General features: G+C 67.0%; 9 protein-coding genes. All 9 read right to left on the bottom strand.

The window, feature by feature from the left end; all coding sequences use genetic code 11:
* Positions 1 to 7: 7 nt before the first annotated feature.
* The 9 genes from addA to K7G82_RS12655 all read right to left on the bottom strand — a co-directional run bounded on the left by addA (position 8) and on the right by K7G82_RS12655 (position 19,421).
* Positions 8 to 3,397, bottom strand: a complete 3,390-nt coding sequence (gene addA, locus K7G82_RS12695; RefSeq protein WP_222990175.1) for a double-strand break repair helicase AddA — start codon at positions 3,395 to 3,397, stop codon at positions 8 to 10.
* Complete coding sequence (addB, locus tag K7G82_RS12690; RefSeq protein WP_222990174.1) at positions 3,398 to 6,400, bottom strand: double-strand break repair protein AddB; 3,003 nt, start codon at positions 6,398 to 6,400, stop codon at positions 3,398 to 3,400.
* A complete protein-coding gene (locus tag K7G82_RS12685; RefSeq protein WP_222990173.1) occupies positions 6,393 to 7,154 on the bottom strand; it encodes a nucleotidyltransferase family protein in 762 nt (253 codons plus the stop codon). The genes addB and K7G82_RS12685 overlap by 8 nt, the downstream gene beginning before the upstream one ends.
* Positions 7,151 to 8,134, bottom strand: a complete 984-nt coding sequence (locus tag K7G82_RS12680; RefSeq protein WP_222990296.1) for an aminoglycoside phosphotransferase family protein — start codon at positions 8,132 to 8,134, stop codon at positions 7,151 to 7,153. The genes K7G82_RS12685 and K7G82_RS12680 overlap by 4 nt, the downstream gene beginning before the upstream one ends.
* On the bottom strand, positions 8,131 to 8,574 hold the full coding sequence (tsaE, locus tag K7G82_RS12675; RefSeq protein ID WP_222990172.1) for a tRNA (adenosine(37)-N6)-threonylcarbamoyltransferase complex ATPase subunit type 1 TsaE: 444 nt from the start codon (positions 8,572 to 8,574) through the stop codon (positions 8,131 to 8,133). The genes K7G82_RS12680 and tsaE overlap by 4 nt, the downstream gene beginning before the upstream one ends.
* Positions 8,571 to 10,826, bottom strand: a complete 2,256-nt coding sequence (locus tag K7G82_RS12670; protein WP_222990295.1) for a PAS domain-containing sensor histidine kinase — start codon at positions 10,824 to 10,826, stop codon at positions 8,571 to 8,573. Before K7G82_RS12670 ends, tsaE begins: the two co-directional genes overlap by 4 nt.
* Before the next feature lie 180 nt (positions 10,827 to 11,006).
* Positions 11,007 to 14,234, bottom strand: coding sequence for an amidohydrolase family protein (locus K7G82_RS12665; protein WP_222990171.1), 3,228 nt, complete (start codon positions 14,232 to 14,234; stop codon positions 11,007 to 11,009).
* A 100-nt stretch (positions 14,235 to 14,334) separates the two neighbouring features.
* Entirely contained in the window at positions 14,335 to 16,152 is a 1,818-nt protein-coding gene (locus tag K7G82_RS12660; protein WP_222990170.1) for a tetratricopeptide repeat-containing sulfotransferase family protein, read from the bottom strand.
* A 146-nt stretch (positions 16,153 to 16,298) separates the two neighbouring features.
* The gene (locus K7G82_RS12655) at positions 16,299 to 19,421 is read right to left on the bottom strand and encodes a TonB-dependent receptor domain-containing protein (RefSeq protein ID WP_246623431.1); all 3,123 of its coding nucleotides are present in this window, start codon (positions 19,419 to 19,421) and stop codon (positions 16,299 to 16,301) included.
* Positions 19,422 to 19,436: the final 15 nt, after the last annotated feature.

Genomic DNA, 19,436 nt, shown 5'->3' with positions numbered 1-19,436 from the left:
CGTTCGCTCAACGGCCTTGACCCAAGCTTTGCTCCATGGGCGACAAGCCGGGCTTGTGGCGCGCAAGCAAGGCCGGATCGAGCGGGATCAGCGTCGGGCCGGCCGTATAGAGCAAGGCGGCCTCGATCCGCCGTCCGGGAAAGATCACGCGCAGCGCCTCGGCATAGGCGGACATCTGGCGCAGATGATGAACGGGCGCTGCCTCGGCGGACGCGGGCACGCGCCGGCCCGTCTTGAAATCGACCAGGCGGACGGCCTCGTCGCCGACGATCAGCCGATCGACCGTGCCCGCGATCACATCGCCGCCGACCACGGCGGCGATCGGTGCCTCGCCCAGCGCGCCGGGCGCGAACAGGTCGGCATGGCGTTCGATCACCGCCAGTGCGGACTCGACGATCGCGCCGCGCTCGCCGGGATCGTCCACGCCCGCGCTGTGCTCCAGCCAGCGCAGCGCGCTCGCCGCGCGTTCGGCAGGCGGAACTTCGGGCAGCCGCTCGAACAATGCGTGGAGATGGCGGCCGCGTTCAGCGGCGGCGCGCATGCCGATCGTCGGCGGCGGGCTCGACGCATCGTCATCACCCAGCGAGGACGGCGCCAGCGGACGCGGCGGACGCGCCTCGATCGGCGCGGGCCGGCGGAGCCAGCCGGGCAATTCGGGATCGGCCGCAACTGGCCTGGCGCGCTCCTGCCCGGCCGCCGCCTGACCATCGGCGAAATGACGCACCTGTCCCCAAGGTGCCTCCTCCACCGCTTCGACGTCGAGCGCGGCCATCGCGCGTTCGACCGCCGCGTGCCAGCTTTTCTCGGGAGCGACGCCCTTGCTGCGCGGCCCGAGCGCGCCGCCCACCACCAGCCATTCCTCGGCGCGGGTGAGCGCGACATAAAGCAGCCGCCAATGCTCCTCCATCTCGCGCGCATCAGCGAGCGCCGCCGCATCAGAGAGGCTGCCGGTCAGTTCGTCCTTGCGCGGCCGGAAGACGGGCACGGGATCGGCGCCATCAACAACGGGCCAGTCGAGCTTGCCGCGCGGGCTCAGCGCCGGATCGACCGTCGCGTCGGCCAGGATGACGAGCGGCGCCTGCAATCCCTTGGCGCCATGCGCGGTCATCACGCGCACGGCGTCGAGCGGCTGCGAAGGGTCGCGCTTGATATCTTCCGTCTCACGCTCGAACCGGTCGAGAAAGGCCTGAAGCGTCGGCGTCGCATCGCGCTCGAAGCCGAGCGCGGCGTTCATCAGCTCCTCGATCGGGTCGCGCGCTTCCTGCCCCAGCCGGCGCAGCAATTTCCGCCGCCCGTCGAGCGGACCGGACAGGATCTCCTCGAGGAAACGATAGGGCGTCGTGAAATCGGCGCGGCGCAGCATCTCACGCAGTTCGGCGGGCTGGTGATCGCCGAGATGCGCCCAGAGCGGACCCTCACGTCCGCGCGCGGCCGCGTAGAGATCGTCCTGCGACCAGCCGATCAACGGCGATACCAGCAGCCCGGCGAGATTGAGATCGTCGTGCGGCTGGGTCGCGAAGCGCACCGCCGCGAGCAGATCGCGGACGGCGAGCGGCGCATTGAGCCGCAGCCGGTCGACGCCGGCGACGGGCACACCCTCCGCATGCAGCCGCGCGACGATCAGCGAAGCGAGTTCGCTGCGCCGGCGCACCAAGATCAAGATATCCTGCGGTTCGAGCCGCTTGGGCCGGCCGCGATTGTTGATCCACAGCCCCGCATCGAGCCAGGCCTTGATCTGGCGGGCGAGCAAGGTCGCGAACCGCCGCGTCGAATCCGAAAGCCAGCTTTCCTCGCCGTCGATATCGCCATCTGCGGCGGTTTCGGGCGAGACCGGCCCCCACAAGGTGACGCGCCCCGGCCCGGCCACCGCGCTGCGATGCGGCTCCAGATCGATCATGCCGCTGAGCGCGCCTTCGCCAAGTTCGGCGAGCACCCGATCGACCAGCGCGAGCACCGGCGCGGTCGAGCGGAAGGATTCGGTCAGCGACAGATCATGCACCTCCCGCCCCGCTTCCGCCGCGCGCCCGGAGAAAAAGCCCTGCGCAGCGCGAAAATAGACGGGATCGGTGCCCTGGAAGCCGAAGATCGCCTGTTTGAAGTCGCCGACCGAGAAGATCGTCCGGATCTTCGCCGCATCGTCGGCGTCCTCGGCGAAGAATTCCTCGGCCAGCGCGCGGATGATCGTCCATTGCGCGAGATTGGTGTCCTGCGCCTCATCGACCAGGATATGGTCGGTCGCCTGGTCGAGCTTGAAACGGATCCATTCCGCCATGCGCGACTGGGCAAGCAGCGCGACGGTGCGCCGGATGAGATCGTCGAAATCGACGACGCCGGCAGCGCGCTTCGCCTCCGCATAGGCGCGCGCATAGCTCCGCCCAGCATCCAGCCCCTGTGCGAGCAGCGCGGCCAGACCCGCGCGCGCGCGCAGGCCGAGCAGTTCGGCGCAGCGGGCATGCAGCGCCATCGCGGCATCCTCATAACCCGGCACCTGCGGCGCCTGTCCGGACTTGAACGATCGCGGATCGCCATCGACCTTGGCCCAGACCAGATGGAGTTCGCCCAATCGCTTCGCCCGTTCGGCGGTATCGAGCGCCAGCCATTCGCGGATCGTCGCGGCACGGCCCTGCCCGCCCTTGGTCGCCCAGCCGGCATTCGCCTCGGCGATGAAGGCCAATTCATCATCGAACCCGCCGCATTCGTCGGCGATCATCGCCTCGACATCGCCATCCGGCACATCGAGCGCGGCGCGCACCGCCCGGCCGATATCCTCGCCCAGCGCCTCCATCGCGTCGGGCGCGCGCGCGCAATTGGCAAGGAAGCTCTCGGCGCCGCCCTCGCCCAGCCTCAGGCTCAGGGCGCGCAGCGCATCGGTCAGCGCGGTCTCGCCCCGAGCTTCCGCCGCAACGAGCATGTCCGCCATGGTCTGACGCGCGAGCGCGGCTTCCTCGCGCGCTTCCATCGCGCGGAAGCCGGGGATGAGGCCCGCTTCGACCGGAAAGCCCGAGAGCAGGGTCTGACAGAAGCTGTGGATGGTCTGGATGCGCAGCCCGGCGCCGCTGGCGTCGAGCACGCGCGCGAACAGCTTGCGCGCGGTCGCCATCAATTCGGGCGTACCCTGCTCGCCCAGCGCCTCCAGTTCCGCGAACAGTTCCGGCCCCTTCATCCGCACCCAGGATGCGAGCCGGGCATGGATGCGGTCCGCCATCTCGGTCGCCCCCGCCTTGGTGAAGGTGAGGCAGAGGATCGAGGACGGATCGGCGCCGCTCAGCAGCAGCCGCATGACGCGCGCAGACAGCACCTGCGTCTTGCCGGTACCTGCGGAAGCCGACAGCCAGACATTCTCGCGCGGTTCGGATGCGAGCCGCTGATTGCCGCGAAGCGCGACGGGCGCAGCCATCTAGCCTTCCCCCTCTTGCGCGGCGACCTGAACAGGCGCCCGCTCGCGGCCATACCATTCGTCGAGCCGCATCAACTGGTCGTAATCGCCATAGGGCGCATATTCGGGATGCAGCTTGGCAGTGAAGGGTTCGTCGCCGGTCAGCCAGCGCGCGGCAGCAGCGGCGAAGCTGCGTTCGGCGAGTGCGGTGAAATCGCCGGTCGCGACCTTGCCGCCCTTGGCTTCGGGATGAACCGGCGAGCGGCGCGATCCGAACTGGCCGCGATCCTTGGCCAAGGACCAATATTCGAACGCCCCGGCGGCGCCGGACACGCCTTCGAAACCGCCACGCTCGGCGAGCAGGCCGAGCAGGCCGAGCTGCATCGCGAACCCTTCCGCGACCGCTGTGTCCGACGGCGGCTTGCCGGTCTTGTAGTCGATGACGGCGAAGCCGCCATCGGGCAAGCGGTCGATGCGGTCGGCACGGCCGTCGAGCGCGATGCCCGCGATCTCCGCCTTGCCCCAGGCTTCCGCCTTCCAGGGTTCGCGGCCTTCGGCGCGCCCCGCCTCGATCTCGCGCCCGATCCAGTCGAGCGCTTCCATCACGCGCGGCTGCCAGAGCGCGCGCAGCAGCGGATGAACCTCGGCGCGCGCGAACAGCGCCTCCGCGATCGGCAACAGCCGGCCGGGCGCCCAGCCCTGTTTCGCCCAATCCTCCAGCACCGCATGGATCGCGGTGCCGCGCCACGCCGCGCTCGGATCGGCGTCGATCGGATCAAGCGCGCGCAGGTTGAGCATCTTGAGCGCGTAAAAGGCGTAAGGGTCCGCCTTCAGCCGGTCGACCTGGGTGACGCTCAAGGCGGTCGGGCGGTCGCCGACCGGCGGTGCGGGTGCCGGCTGTTCGGCGGGATTGAAATCATCGGGCTTGTCGAGCGCGCGGGCCCAGGCACCGGCATCGTCGATCCGCGTCATCTCTCCCGACATCGCCTCCATGCGCAGCCAGAAGCGCGAGGCGATGGTCGGCGCGGAGGCGTCCCGCCGCGCGCGCGTCACCACCACCTGCGGCGCGCCGAGCGCCCCCGCCAGATCGTGCGCGGCGATGCCGATCCGCCGTTCGAGACTGGGCAGTTTCAGCTCGTGCCGCGCGCGCGGCGCCAGCCAGGGATCGGGGCTGGGCAGGCCCGGCCAGACGCCTTCGTTGAGCCCGCCCAGGATCATCAGATCGGGCTGTTGCAGCCGCGCTTCGATGGCACCCCAGATCGAGATGCGCGGATGCCCGCCCTGGGGCGGCCGCACCGCGATCTCGTCCATCATCCGCCGCAACAGCGCGGAGATGGCGTCGATACGCACGCCATCGGGTCCGTCGGGCGCATGCGCCTCCAGATCGGCGAGCAGATCGGCGGCCTCGCGCCCCGCGCTGCCCGACCAGGCGGCCTCGCCCGCCAGCCGCGTCGCCGCCTCACGCACGGCCTCGACCGCCGCCGACAGACTCGATGCCGCGGCGAAGCCGGTCTCGAGCGGTGCAAGCAGATCGCGGATCTCGATCCAGCCAGGCAGCGCACGCTTGCGCACGCGCTGTTCGCGATCGGTGCCGCCGGCCAGGAAATCGTCGATCCCTGACAGCCCGGCGGGCGGGCGTGGACCACGCAGCGCAACGTCGAGCACGCGGACATGATCGAGCCAGGCCAGCCGCCCTTCCCCGCTGCGCACCAGGGGATGCTTGAGCAGCGCAAGCAGCGGCACCGGCGCGAACCGCTCCGCCGCCGCCTCGACGATCGCCAGCAGCAGCGCCCCCTCCGGCTTCACCGACAGGGGCTGGCCTGCCGAGTCATCGGCTTCGATCCCCCAGCGCCGCAGATGCGCGGAGACACGGGTGGCGAGCGCGCGATCGGGCGTGACCAGGGCGGCGGTGCGCGCGGGCGTTTCGAGCGCCTCGCGCAGCATGATCGCGATCGCCTGCGCTTCCTCCGCCGGCGTCGCGGCTTCCAGCGCACGGATGCCCGCCAGATTGCGCACGGTTTCGGGATCGCCCCATTTGTCCGAATATTCGGCCGGGGTCAGCGCATTGGCGATCGCCTTGCTGCGCGGCGCGCGCGCGTCATGCCCGCCGCCCCAGCGCCAGATATCGACCTCGCCGCGCGCCAGCGCCATGCGATCGAGCAGCAGCTTCAGATGGAATTGCGGATGCGTCTCGATCGAGCGGCGCCGGAAGCCGGTGACGGGATCGGGATCGAACGGCCCCAGCGCATCCCATTCGGCATCGGGCATCTCGTCCGCCAGGCTGAGCCCCGGCAGCACGACCATGCCGCGTTCCATGCGGGCGATCACGCGCAGCAATTCGGCGGCGGCGGGCGGTGGATTGGTAAGGCCGGCCGCGACGACGAAGCCGGGCGGCGGCGCATCCCGCCAGCGCGCCGCGACTTTCCGAAGCAGGCGGTTGCGGCGATCAGCCAGGTCGATCCGCCCGATCCGCGCCAGCGCATCGGGCCATTGGTCGAGAATGACGGTGAGCAGCGCCAGTGATTTCTGCCAATGCGCCGAAAGCTCGCCCGCGACGTCGAGCGTACGCAACCGCGAGGGGGCGACATCCTCAACCAGCATCTGGTCAAGCGTGCGCGCGAGATCGGCCGCAAGCCGCAGCGCTTCCGCCGCGTCCACCGGCTCGCCGATCCGCGACCGTTCGCGCTGGACAAGTCGCGCCAGCATCATCAGCCGCCGCATCGGTTCCATAGCGGGCGGCACCGGATCGCCGCTGCCGATCGGATCGAGCGCGCTGCCCAGCCGCTCATCAAGCGCATCGTCGCCGATGGGCACCAGCCGGGGCAGCAGCAATCCGCCTTCGGAGCGGCGAACGAACGCCTCGGTCACGGCGCGCGCGGCGCGATTATTGGGAACGAGCACGATGCCCTGGGCCAGCCCCAGCGGGCTTTCGCCATGGGTGCGCAGCAATCCTTCGGCCAGCGCGTCGGCAAAGGCCCGGTGATGCGGGATGGTGAAGACGGCGGGCCGGGTGCGCTCACCCATCGGCGAGCATCGCCTCCGTCTTCTTCACCGCGCCCGGCGTGCCGACATCGAACCAGAGTCCCTGATGGACCAGCCCGTAGAGCCGCCCCTCCGCGATCGCGCGTTCCCAGAAGACCATGGTCGAGAACGCCCCTTCGGGCGGATCGCGCAGCAGCCGGTGCGAGACGATCTGGACGCCGGTATAGACGAAGGGCGCCACCTTGCCGCGCTTGCGCCGGCTGGTGATCCGTCCGTCGGGATCCATATGGAAATCGCCCTGCCCGCCATGGCAATTGGCGCGCGCCAGCGGCACGAGCAGCAGCAGCGCATCCATCTCGTCCGCGTTCCAGCGCTGTTCGAGCAGCCGGATCGCATCGGTCGGCCCGTCGATCCAGAGATTGTCGCTGTTGACGCAGAGAAAGGGATCCTGGGGGATCTGCGGCAGCGCCTTCACCAATCCGCCGCCGGTTTCCATCAACTGTCCGCGCTCGTCGGAGACGGCGATCTCGATATCGGTCACCTTGTTGCGCAGATGCGCTTCGAGCGCATCGGCCAGATAATGGACATTGACGACGGCGCGGCTGACCCCGGCGGAGCGCAGCCGATCGAAGGTGCGATCGAGCAGCGAGCGCCCCGCGACCTCGACCAGCGGCTTGGGCCGCGTCGCCGTCAGCGGGCGCATGCGCTTGCCGAGGCCGGCCGCCATCACCATCGCGGTGTCCAGCCGTGGGGCCGCGGTGTCGGGCCGCAGCGAAAGCGTTTTCTTGACCGTCATCGCGCCGCCATCTCCATCAGCGCGCCGCCGCGCTTCTCGGGCGGGATATTGGCGTCGAACCAGTCGCGCACCGGAGCCAATGCAGGATGCGCCAGATCGCGCTCCAGATAGCCCCAGACGCGCGGCAGATAATCGAGATAGCGCGGCTTGCCGTCGCGCTGCCACAGCCGGGTGAAAATGCCGACGATCTTGGCGTTGCGCTGTGCGCCGAGCAGCGCATAGGCGGTGTCGAAGTCGCCCTCCGCGCCCGCCTCGTATTTATAGAGCGCAAGCATCTGCGCTTCGAGCGGTTCGGCGACGTCGCGGCGCGCATCCTGCAGCATCGAGACGACGTCATAGGCGGGATGGCCCGCCAGCGCGTCCTGGAAATCGAGCAACCCGAGCCCGTCGAGCCCCTCCACCCCTTCGATCAGCATGATGTTCTCGGCATGATAGTCGCGCAGCACGGTCACGCGATGATCGTGGTAGAGATCGGCCATCACCGCATCCCAGGCCGCATCATAGCCGGCCTGATCGGCGGCGATACCGATCGCCGGGCAATACCATTCGGTGACCAGCCGCGCCTCGCGCAGATAATGGGCGCGGTCATAGGCAGGCACATCCATCGCGGGATGGCGATGGAGCCGGGCGAGCAGCCGCATCGTATCGGCATAGATGCGGTGCTCCGCCTCGGGCGCGGCATCGATCACCTCGCGCATGCGCGCGTCGCCGAAATCCTCGATCAGCACCAGGCCGGTTTCCAGGTCGCGCGCCAGGATTTCGGGTGCGCGAAAGCCCAGCCCGCACAGATGCTCGGCCACCTTGATGAAGGGGCGCGGATCCTCATGCGGGGGCGGCGCATCCATCAGCACCGCCTGCCGCCCGGGAGCGTGCACGCGAAAATAGCGTCGGAAAGACGCATCGCCGGCAAGCGGGCGGATCTCCGCCCCTCCCCAGCCATGCGCGTCGAGAAAGGCGGGTGCTGCCTCGGGCGGAATCATATCGGCGGCCATCGGCTCTCCCAAGACGCGGGCACGGTGGCTGTCAAGACGCGCGCGCCATCCGCCGTGCGCGACAAGGCGAGTTGCAGCGTCTGCGGCCACAAGCGCCCGGCGCGTTCCGGCCATTCGATGATGAGCAGCGAATCCTGGAGCAGATCGTCGAGCCCGAGTTCCTCGACATCCTCGGGATCGTCGATCCGGTAAAGATCGACATGCGTGACGGGAAAACGCGTCTCCGGCACATCATAGGGCTGGACGATCGCGAAGGTCGGGCTCGGCGCCTCCTCCTCCAGCCCCAGCGCCGCGAGCAGCCCGCGCGCGAGCGTGGTCTTGCCCGCGCCCAGATCGCCCGACAGCGCGATCACGTCGCCCGGCCGCGCAACGCGCGCCAGCGCCGCGCCAAGGGCAAGCGTCGCCGCCTCGTCGGCCAGCGCGATCATCGCGGCAGCTCGATCGTCGTCATCGTGCCGCTGCCCGGTTCGGAATAGAGCGAGACCTTGCCGCCATGCGCCTCGACGAACTGGCGCGCCAGCGGCAGGCCCATGCCCAGCGTGTCATCACCATCGCGCGTCAGTTCGGCGCGACTGAAGGGATCGAAGGCGCGCGCCTGTTCGCGCGGCGTCATCCCCGGTCCGTCGTCCGATACGACGATGCGCGCGACCTTCGCATCGCCGCCGCCATGGAGCAGGATGCGCCCGCCGCCCGGCGTGTTCGCCAGCGCATGGCCGAGCAAATGCCCGATCGCCTGACGCAGACGCCGCGCATCGCCCTTGATGCCGCCGAGCGCGGGATCGATCTCGATCGCGAAATCCATCTTCTTGGCCGCCATCGCCGGTCGCACCTCGTCCGCCGCCTGCTGCGTCACCGCGATCAGATTGACCGGCGCGAGATCGAGCGCCAGCGCCCCCGCCTCGCTCTGGGTCAGATCGAGCACGCCATCGATCAGCACGCTCAGCCGCGCGACCGAATCGAGAATGGCGGAGACATAGTCCTTGGCCTGGTCGCCGAGCTCGCCAGCATAGCCTTCCTTGAGCATCTCGGCGAAACCGCCGATCGAGGTGAGCGGCGTGCGCAGCTCATAGCTCATATTGGCGACGAACGCGGTCTTGACGCGATCGGCCTGTTCGAGCGCTTCCGCCCGGTCGCGCAGGGCCTGTTCGGCTTTCCGGCTGTCCGAAATGTCGAGCATCGTGAACAGCGCGTTGCCGTCGGGCAACGGGACCGCCGCGAACTCGAAATGCCGGCCGTCGGACAGCGACACGCGCCCGCTGCGCTGCCGCCGTTCGGCGGTCGCGGTGCGGACGAGTTCGCGGATGAGCCCGGCGCGCTTGGGATTGGCGAGCCGTTCGGCCGCAACATCGGCGAGCACGTCGATGCGCGGATGGGTGGCGAGGAACTCCTCCTCGAAATCCCAGATCTCGCGGAAACGCTTGTTCCACAGGTTGAGGCGGCCATCGGCGGCGAACACGCCGATCGCCTCGAACAGATTGTTGAAAGTCGCGGTGCGCACACGCAGCAAGGTGTCGCGCGCGCTTTCGAGCTGCACCTGTTCGGTGCGATCCTCGAAGATCAGCAACAGCCCGCCATCGGGCAAAGGCTGGGCGACAACGCGCAGATGGGTGCCGCCGGGGAGCAGCCAGCTTTCCTCGCTGGCGCCTTCGGTGGAGGTGAACCAGGCGCGGCGCTCGGCCTTCCAGCTTGGGAAATCGCGGCTTTCCGGAATACGGTCCGCCTCGCGCATGCGTTCGATGATGCGATCGAATTCGGGGCGGTCGGCCAGCCATTCGGCCTTCATCGCGAAGATGCGCTGAAAGGGCTGATTGCAGAAGACCAGCGCACGATCGGGCCCGAACTGCGCAACGCCGGCGGACAGCAGATCGAGCATGTTGCGCTGCGCGTCGCGGAAGCGGCGAAAGGCGCCGCGCACCTGTTCGGTCTCCTCGATATCGATCGCATAGCCCGCGACCCCGGCATCGCCCAGCGGCACATCGACCACACGCATCGTCCGACGCGCCCCGCCGATCGTGGCGGGCACGGTGCGCGTCAGCACCTCGTTCTTGTCGCGCGCCTGCGCGGCCATGGCGAAGGGCGTGCGCCCACCGCTCGCCTCCACCAGCTCCAGTCCGCGCTCGATCACATCATTGGCGCTCATCCCCTCCACCGCCTTCACATAGGCGCTGTTGACGAGCGTCAGCCGGAGATCGGGCCCGCGATACCACATCGGAAAGGGCGAGGCCTCGATCAGCCCGGAAAGCGCCTCGAACGCCTTGGCGAGCCGTGCCGCCTCATTGCCCAGCCGGCCGATCTCGGCCTGGCTTTCGGTCGCGTCGAAGAACCACAGGATCACGCCGCCCGGCGCGGAGAGATCCGCCGCGGCTACGGCGCCGCGCACCAGCAGGGTCCGCGAGGATCCCCGCGCGCGCACCGCGCGCACGAAACCGCGCGCCGATTTCTGCGCGACCGCGACGTCGCGCACCAGTCCAGCGGAATCCTCGTCGCTCAAGCCGCCCTCGGGCGTCGTCAGATCGGCGAGAAAATTGGGGATGCGGGCAAGACCCAGCCAGTCGGCCAGTCGCTCCGGTGCCTCGATCCGGCCGTCGGGCCGCACCATCATCGGCAACGCCGGTGCGGAATCGAGCAATTGCTGCAGCCGGTTCGCCTGGATGCCGGCATGGCGCGCGCGGCGACGCATCGCCAGCCCCGTCACCACCGCCCATGCGGCGATGCCGAGCCACACCGCCAGCACGATGCCGGCAATGACGGGCACGAAGCCGCCCTCGCTCAAGGCCGTTCCTGCATGGGATGGTCAGACGATGTCATCACGCTTGTTCTTAGAACAACCGCGCGGCGCTGCAATCCGGCACTTCCATGGTCATTCCCAGAAATAGGGCAGCCGTTTCGCGGTGCCGGTCACATCCTCGTTCATCGTGGCGGCATCATAGAGCCGTCCGCCGATCATCACCTTCGATATCTTGTCGCTGTTGCGGATATCCCGGGTCGGATCGGCGTCGAGGATGACGAGATCGGCGAGCTTGCCGGCTTCGAGCGACCCGACGTCGCGATCATAGCCGAGCGAGCGCGCCGAACCGATCGTGCCCGCCTTCAGCGCCTCGACCGGCGTCATGCCACCGCGCACGAAAGACCAGAGTTCCCAATGCGCGGCGATGCCGGGTTCCTGGCCATGCGCGCCGATCGCGACCGGCACGCCCCGCGCCGCCAGCTTGCGGGCCTCACGGGCGTTGTCGTCGTCGACATAATCCTCCTCGGGCGCGAGCGTCCGCCGCGCGCTGCCCGCCGCCAGATAATTGGGCGGCACGTGCCGCGTGAGCAACGGATGTTTCCAGTTGTCGGTATGCGCGCGCCAATAGGGATCGCCCGCCGGCCCGCCATAGGTGACGACCAGAGTGGGCGTGTAGCCGACCTTGGATTGCGAGAAATAGCTCAGCACATCCTCGTAGAGCACCGCCTGCGGGATATTGTGCTCCAGCGTCGTGTTGCCGTCGGCGATCAGCGCCATGTCGAAGCCGAAGAGCGACCCGCCCTCCGCCACCGAACGCATATTCTCCTCCAGCGCGGCCGCGACGACCTGCTGGCGCTGGTCGCGGCGCGGCTGGTTGTAGTTTTTCACGCTGTGCGCGCCCTGCGCCTTCAGCCGGCGGACATGTGCGCGCGCGTCGTCCAGGCTGTCGATCTGGGCATAACCGGTCGGGCTCTTCGCGCCATAGATTACATCGGCGGTCGAGAAGGTGCGCGGCGCGACGAGCAGGCCGGCACGCTGCATCTCCGATGCAGGGAACACCAAAGCGGCGTCGCTCGACGGATCATGCGAGGTGGTGACGCCCAGCGCCAGATTGACCAGGCTCGACCAGTTCTGCTGCGGGGTCAGCTCATCCTCGCCATAGGGGCCATGCGCATGCGCATCGACGAGCCCCGGAATGATCGTCTTGCCCGCCGCGTCGACCAGCCTGGCGCCGGCCGGGATCTGAACCTGCCCGCGTGCGCCGATCGCGGCGATGCGGTCGCGCTCGATCACGATCACGCCGTCGTCGATGATGCCACCGGTATCGTCGCGCATGGTGACGATGCGCGCGCCGGTGATCGCGACGCTGCCCGACGGTCGCGCGGCGGGAACGGTCATCGACAATGAGACGCCGGCCTTGGGCGGTTCGAACTTCGGCGGCTTGGCATCGGCGGCAGGCGGCGCAGAAGCGAAGAGCGCATCGGTGCGCGCGGTGAACAGCGTCGGCCCCAGGCTCCAGTGAAGCTGCTCGCCGCCATTGCTCCAGTTCAAGTAATCGGCGCCGTCGCCGCTGACGCGCGTTACCGGCAGCGCGCCGCCCTTGGCGCTGGTGCCGACATCCTGCGTGCCGGGCATCATCGGCGTGACGAAGGCCTCGTAGTTCTCGCGGAACGCGAAATAGCGGCCATCGGGCGAAACTTCATAGGCGTTGACGAGCTCGCCGGTGGCATGGACGCGCCTGTTGCCGCCCTCCATATCGGTCGAGACGAGCTGACGCTTGCCCTGCGACACTTCGGTCATGAACAACCGATCGTCATCGCGCCCGAACTGCGGCCCGCTGGCGCCGCGCGACACGCGCACCGGCGCGCCGCCCGCGGCGGCGACGCGGTAGATGCCCGGATCGGTCTCCCCGCGCGGCGAGGTGAGCTGGCCGCCGTCATTCTTCTCGAACGCAATGGTGCGGCCGCTCGGCGAAAAACGCGGACGCGCATAATGGCCGCCCTGTGCCACCACCGTCTTCACCGCACCTCCGGCGGGCGCGACAGTGCGGATCTGGCCGAGGCCCGCATCGGTCCAGGCGACGAACACGATGGCCTTGCCGTCACGCGACCAGGACGGCCACAATTCCCGTTCGCCCGGCTCGCTCCGCGTCAGGCGGCGCGGCTGGCCCGTCGCCATGTCCTTCACCCACAGCTTGCCGAGCGTTTCGAACACGACCTGACGGCCATCGGGCGACACCGCGGCATAGCGCGGCATCTTCGTCACGACGCTGTCGGGCGCGACCGCGACCGGCGGGCGCGGCGGATCGATCAGGCTGCGCGTATCCGTGACGTGGAAGGGAATTTCGCGCGCATCGCCGCCATCGGCGTTCACGCGCCGGATCTTGCCCCCCGCCCAGAACACCAGGGACCCGGAATCGGGCGTCCACGCCATGTTGGGATAGACGCCATGGACCGCCCAGGTTTCCTGCACATCCTGGTCCAGCGCGTCATAGATCTTGCGCTCGGCGCCTGTGGTCAGATCCTTGACGTAGAGCTTCGAACGCGCACGTTCGCGGCGGACGAACGCGATCGACTTGCCGTCGGGCGACGGCGTCGGTCGCACCGATCCGCCTGCGCCCGAGACGACGGTTTCGACCTCGCCGGTTTCCAGTTCGTAACGCTCGATCGCGAAAAGCTGCGCATTCGAATTCTGCGCATATTCGAAGATCGGGCCCGGCGTGGTGTTGCGGGCATAATAGACGTAGCGGCCATCGCGCGAATAGATCGGCTCGCCCAGTTCCTTCTGATGCTGCTCATTGGGCCGCTTGACCAGCAGCACGCCGTTGCCACCCGAGACATGATAGAGCCAGACTTCACCGGTGCCGAGCGAACGGCCGGTGGTGAAATGCTTGCGCGCGGCGATGAAACGCCCGTCCGGGCTCCAGCTCGGCTGGCTGAGCAGGCGGAAATCCTCCTTGGTCAGCTGGCGCTTGTCGGAGCCGTCGACATTCATGATCCAGATATTGTCGCCACCGCCCCGATCCGACGTGAAGGCGATGCGCCGGCCATCGGGCGAGAAACGCGGGTGCATCTCGTACGGCAAGCCTTCCGCGACCCGCGTGGGCGTGCCACCCGTGATCGGCATGGTGTAGATATCGCCGAGCAGGTCGAAGACGATGGTCTTGCCGTCCGGGCTGACATCGACGTCCATCCACGTGCCCTCGGTCACGTCGATCGGGATCTGGCGGACCTTGAGCCCCGGCGGATTGGCGACGTCCCATTTCTTCGCCGGCTCCTGCGGGGTGGCGGCGGACTGGGCCGGAGAGGCGATCGGCGCCGACAGCGCCGTCGCGGCCAGCAGAACAGGAAGATAGCGCATGGAAGTCATCCCAGGGAGGTTCGGAAAGAAGATCGGTCGGACCGTGCGATCATCTTATGATCGTCTCCATGAAAACATGTCGGCGATCAATGGCGGACGATCAGTCGGCGGGTTTCGAGGGTCGTGAACGATAGCCGTGCAGCGCCGGCCCCAGCGCCTGCTTTAACGGTTCAAGCCATTTTTCGTAATTACGCCAGGTATGAAGGCCATCGCTGTTGATCGGCCGGCGCACCTGTTCCGAACTGGGCGTGTGGACGGCGCGCCGGTTCTCGAAAAAGCGCAGACAGGCGTCGTCGAACGGAAGCTCCAGATAGTCGAGCAAGCGCCGGACCTCGGTTTCGAGATCGTCGACCAGATCCTCGTACATCACGCGGTGGATCCTGCCCGGAAGCACATGATCGAAATGATCCATCATGCGGACATAATCGGCATAATAACGGCCGATATCGGTCAGGTCATACGAGAAATTGATCCCCCAATTATAATGCTGGGAGAAATTGGCGAAGCCGCAGCCCAGCGGATCGCGACGCACATCGATGATCTTCGCATTGGGCAGGATCGCATGGATCAGCCCGGTGAAAACCCAGTTGCTCGGCATCTTGTCGGTGAAAAGCGCGCGATCGCTCTGCCGATGGCGCCGTGTCGCCTCGATATAATGCCGGCCGCGCTCGTGGAGCGCCGCGTGCGAGAGATCGGCGATCCGGTCGAGATAGCTGCCCGCCGGCGCGTCGGGCGCCAGCTCGCGCGCGATCCGCTCCAAGTCGAACAATTCCTCGGTGCCCTCGATCGCCGGATGGCTGGCCAATATCTGTTCGACCAATGTGGATCCCGATCGCGGCAGGCTGACGATGAAGATCGGATCGCGCGCGGGAAAGCCGGCGTCCGCGCGCGCGGTGAAGAATTCGGGGGTGAAGACGGCCTCCGCCTTCAGCACATTGGCGTGCAGCACCTTCGGATCATAGGGCGTCTTCTGGCGGCGAAGCTCGCTGCCAAGCGCATATTGCGCGAAGGCTTCGTCGAAGTCGCCATGATCGTGCAGCGCCTTGCCCAGCGCGAAGTGAAGATGCAGCCGATCGTCATCATCCTGATCGTCGTGATCGAGCGCCGCCTTCATCCGATCGATATCCGCGCGATCGAACTTCACCGTCTTCAGGTTGGCGAGCCCGAACCAGGCGTTGCCACGCTGCGGCTCCAGATCGACCGCCTTGCGATAGGCGGCGATCGCCTCGTCGATCCGTCCGATCGTCTTCAGGACGAAGGCATGCCCCATCCAGCCGCGACCATCGTCCGGATGCGCGCGGACCAGCCGGCGATAAACGGTCTGCGCCTCGTCCATCCGCCGCGACTGGAGCAGCAGGTTGCCCTTCAGCGACAGCGCGGGCAGATGGTTGGGATCGCGCGCGAGCACGTCATCGAGAATGATCGCCGCTTCATCCTGGCGACCGGCCTGGTTGAGCAGCTTGAACAGCGCGATCCGGGCTTCGAGATAGGCGGGCGCCAGCATGAAGGCGCGCCGGTAGAGATTCTCCGCCTCCTTCGTCGCGCCGCATTTTTCCGCGATCGTCCCCAGGATCAGCGCACCGCCGGCATCCTCTGGATTCTCGCGCAGATAGGGCCGAATCGACCGCTCGGCCTCTTCGAAGCGCTCATCGGCGATCGCGCGTTCGGCGGCCACCACGGCGGGATGACGCAAGCCGATCGCGATCGCCCTGAGTTCCGCGCTCTCCGCCTCGCGCACATTGCCCAGCCGCCGAAGCGCGGCGGCGAGCACGCGATGGGCGACGGCAAGATCGGGATGATCACGGATCAGAGCGCGCGCCCGAGCCGACGCCCGGCCGGCATCGCGATCGATCGACGCGACGATCTCCCTTAGCGCCAGATCGGCATTAACGACGGTCTGTCGGCGCGCCCCCGCCACATCCCTCTCCGCGAAATTCAACAGCTTGAGAAAGCCTAGAGCCTGATCGCCCAGGGTGGAAGCATTTCATGCGGATCCGGCATGCTTTCAAACAAGACGGGCGCCGCAGCAGCGGCGCCCGCAAGTCATCCGGCCAGAACAGTCGATCAGAAACTACGCGTGACGTTCAGATAGAGCTGCCGTCCCAGAATATCGTAGTTGCTGGAGTTGAAGTAATTGCCGATCCGCGTGAACTGCCCCGCCGATGTCGGGTAGGAGCTGATCCGCGGCGGTTTCGTGTTGAACAAATTGGTCACGCCCAGGGTCACCTGCCCCACATCTTCCCAGCGGAACTGGACGGACAGGCTGTGTTCCCAATAGGCCTCTGCACGGAGATCGGTTACCACCTGTCCCAGGAAAGGCGCGACCGCCAGTTCGTCGTCGTTCGAATCCTGCGGCCCGACATATTCAAGGCCATAGCGCAGGACGATCTTTTCGGACGGCAAGGTGTATCGAAGGTCGAGAGAGGCGACCCATTTCGGCCCCGCGCCCGCGCCCTGAACCCCGAGCGTGCCGTTATAATCCTCGGGATCGTCGGTCGCGAACAACTGGAAGATCTGGTCGATCATCCGCGTCGCCTGCGCATGCGCCACGAACTTGCCGCCGAACAGATCGGTCGCATAGCGCAGATCGAAATCGATGCCGCGCACGCGTTGCTGCGCCACGTTGAGATACGGATTATCGAACGCGTCGAGATTGCCGCGCTGCGGATCGCTTGCGGGCAAGCGTGGACTGATCAGCGAGCAATATTGGTTGTTCGGCCCGAAATCGTCAGCTTCGTAGCAGCGTGTCAGGACAAGGTTGTTGAGCACGGTCACCTCGTCGCGCACCAGCACGTCGAAATAATCGATCGCAAGCTGGAGATCCGCGACGGTGCGCGGCGCGGTCAGCACCACGCCGCCGCCCCAGGACCGCGAACGTTCCGCCTTCAACAGCCCCGCCCCGCCCTTGGTGGTGACCGTCGGGCCGGACGTGGCGATGAAGGCCGGTGCGCCCTCGACTTCAGGCGTCGTCGGATCATCGGAACCGAGGATAGGCGTGAGGACCGCCAAGCAGTTCTTGTAGACGGTCGATGATGATTCCAGATCGCCGAAGCCGCTGCACGGATCAACATTGCCGCCGTAAAATCCGGTCTGATCCGCGACATATTGCTCGTACAGGTTCGGCGCGCGGAACGAGGTGCCGTAGCTGCCGCGGAACCGGACCTCCTCGATCGGCGACCAGTTCGCATTGAAGCGATAGGTGGTTTCGGCACCATATGACCGGTAATGGGTGTACCGGCCGGACGCCGCCAGTTCGAGACGGTAGAAGAAGGGCGTATCCTTCAGCAGCGGGATGTTGAGCTCGCCATAGACTTCATTGACGATGTCGCTGCCGCGCGTGTTGCCTGCGGAACTGTAGTTGTACAGCGTGCCGGCGAGCGCAGCGGCGGACGGACGATCGTTGATGTAATCGTAGCGATGCTCATAACCGATCGCCGCACCGACCTTGCCCGCCGGCAATTCGAACAAGGTGCCGTCGAAGTTCAGCGAGAAGGTCTTCTGCTTGAATGTCGTCCGCCCGACATGATCGGTCCAGAGATAATCGAACACATTGTCCGGAATCTGGCCCTTCATGAGAATCGACGCGCTGTAGAGATTGAGCGGCACGCAGTTCGCCCCGGCGACGAGCGCACCATTTCTGACGTTCGATGCGCATGTATAGGCGGTGCCGGCCCCGGCCTGCCCCGGTTCGGCGGTCGTGATCAGATTGGCCGGCGTGCCGGCCGGCGCGACGACCGTCTGAAGCGCATTGTTCAGCCGGGTCACGTCGATCTGCTGCACGCTGTACCGCGCCCGGGTGTGCGAATACTGGAAATTCGCGTCGTAGCGCCAATCCCCCAGTCCGATATCGCCCCTGATGCCAACATTGCCGCGGGCGAAATCGACGCGCTGGGAACTGCGCGTTGTCCGGCTGGGGACGATGAACGGCGTGAAGATGTTGTAGCCGGCGGCTGCCAGCGAATTCGGGAAGAACGGACTGGTCGGATAACCATAGACCGAAATCGGTGTACCGTAATAGCTGCCGCCATAGATCTGGTTGTCCGGCGAAAGCCCCCCGCCGCTGAGATTCAGCTGATAGGTATTGTCCTGATAGGACTCGCGACGTGTGAACAGCGCTTCGCCATAGATTTCGGCATCGCCCAATATACCCAGTTCATGCGCGGCATTGAGATAGCCGGTATAGGTGCGGATCGGCGACAGCACATGATCCCGCAACTGGGTCTGACTCGGGCCGACGCGATCGATCCCGTTGACCGCGCCGATCGTGTTGATGTTGTCATTCAGATAAGTGATGCGGCTGGCCGGCACGGTGAAGCTTTGCGCGATGCCGTAGCCGCTGGCGATGCCCACGCCACCGCCCGTCGTATACGGGAAACATTGAAGCTGTCCGGTCGCAGGATCCTTCTGCCCCACTTCCGCGCCCGTGGTCGGGCTGAAATAGAGATCGCGCGGGCAGGCGAATGCCTTGCGATCGCCCACGCGCAGGCCGGTCGTCTCCCGATATTCGAATGCGGCGGTGATATGCCCGCGATCGAACACCTTGCCGGCCGTCGCGGACAGGCGGTAATTCCGGCCGCCGCCGCCATGCTGGACGGGCTGGTTGGTGAAGGCGTCGAGGGTCAGGCCGTCGAACCTGGCATCGGTGATGATATTCACGACACCGGCAATGGCATCGGAACCGTAAACCGCCGACGCACCTTCCTTCAGCACCTCGACCCGATCGACGATGGTACTCGGCAACACGTTCAGATCGGCCGAAACAAGCTGCGGCCCCGCTCCCGCGGGCGCCAGCCGGCGGCCGTTGAGCAGCACAAGCGTGCGCGAGGAACTGAGGCCGCGAAGGCCGATCGTGTTCGCGGCCGGGCCACCTTCGGAAACGAAGCCCAGGAAGGATCCGTTGATCTGCGAAGTACCCGAAGTGACCGTCGAACTCTGAATCGCGTCCGCCGTGGATGTCGATCCGGCGAGGATGCGCTCATCGCGCGTGACGACGGCCACCGGCGCCGGCGTATCGAAATTCGAACGACGAATGCGGGAACCGGTGACGACGATGACTTTCTCGTCGCTCGTTTCCTGCTGATCTGTTTGCGGAAGTGGTTGATTCGAGTCCTGCGCAAGAACCGGCTTAGCAACAAGCGCAATTGCAATAGCCGACGCAGTCAGCGAAAGCTGATAAGTGCGAAGCATATTTTCCATCCTTCC

It is taken from the genome of Sphingomonas colocasiae, from assembly GCF_019880585.1.
GTDB lineage: Bacteria > Pseudomonadota > Alphaproteobacteria > Sphingomonadales > Sphingomonadaceae > Sphingobium_A > Sphingobium_A colocasiae.
Note: the sequence above shows the minus strand (reverse complement) of the source record. Positions and strands in the feature narration are given on the sequence as shown.

What these genes read in the sequence shown, in the direction of transcription:
- addA (WP_222990175.1), bottom strand. Translation starts at nt 3,397, where the DNA reads ATGGCTGCGCCCGTCGCGCTTCGCGGCAATCAGCGGCTCGCATCCGAA.
- addB (WP_222990174.1), bottom strand. Translation starts at nt 6,400, where the DNA reads ATGGGTGAGCGCACCCGGCCCGCCGTCTTCACCATCCCGCATCACCGG.
- K7G82_RS12685 (WP_222990173.1), bottom strand. Translation starts at nt 7,154, where the DNA reads ATGACGGTCAAGAAAACGCTTTCGCTGCGGCCCGACACCGCGGCCCCA.
- K7G82_RS12680 (WP_222990296.1), bottom strand. Translation starts at nt 8,134, where the DNA reads ATGATTCCGCCCGAGGCAGCACCCGCCTTTCTCGACGCGCATGGCTGG.
- tsaE (WP_222990172.1), bottom strand. Translation starts at nt 8,574, where the DNA reads ATGATCGCGCTGGCCGACGAGGCGGCGACGCTTGCCCTTGGCGCGGCG.
- K7G82_RS12670 (WP_222990295.1), bottom strand. Translation starts at nt 10,826, where the DNA reads ATGCGTCGCCGCGCGCGCCATGCCGGCATCCAGGCGAACCGGCTGCAG.
- K7G82_RS12665 (WP_222990171.1), bottom strand. Translation starts at nt 14,234, where the DNA reads ATGCGCTATCTTCCTGTTCTGCTGGCCGCGACGGCGCTGTCGGCGCCG.
- K7G82_RS12655 (WP_246623431.1), bottom strand. Translation starts at nt 19,421, where the DNA reads ATGCTTCGCACTTATCAGCTTTCGCTGACTGCGTCGGCTATTGCAATT.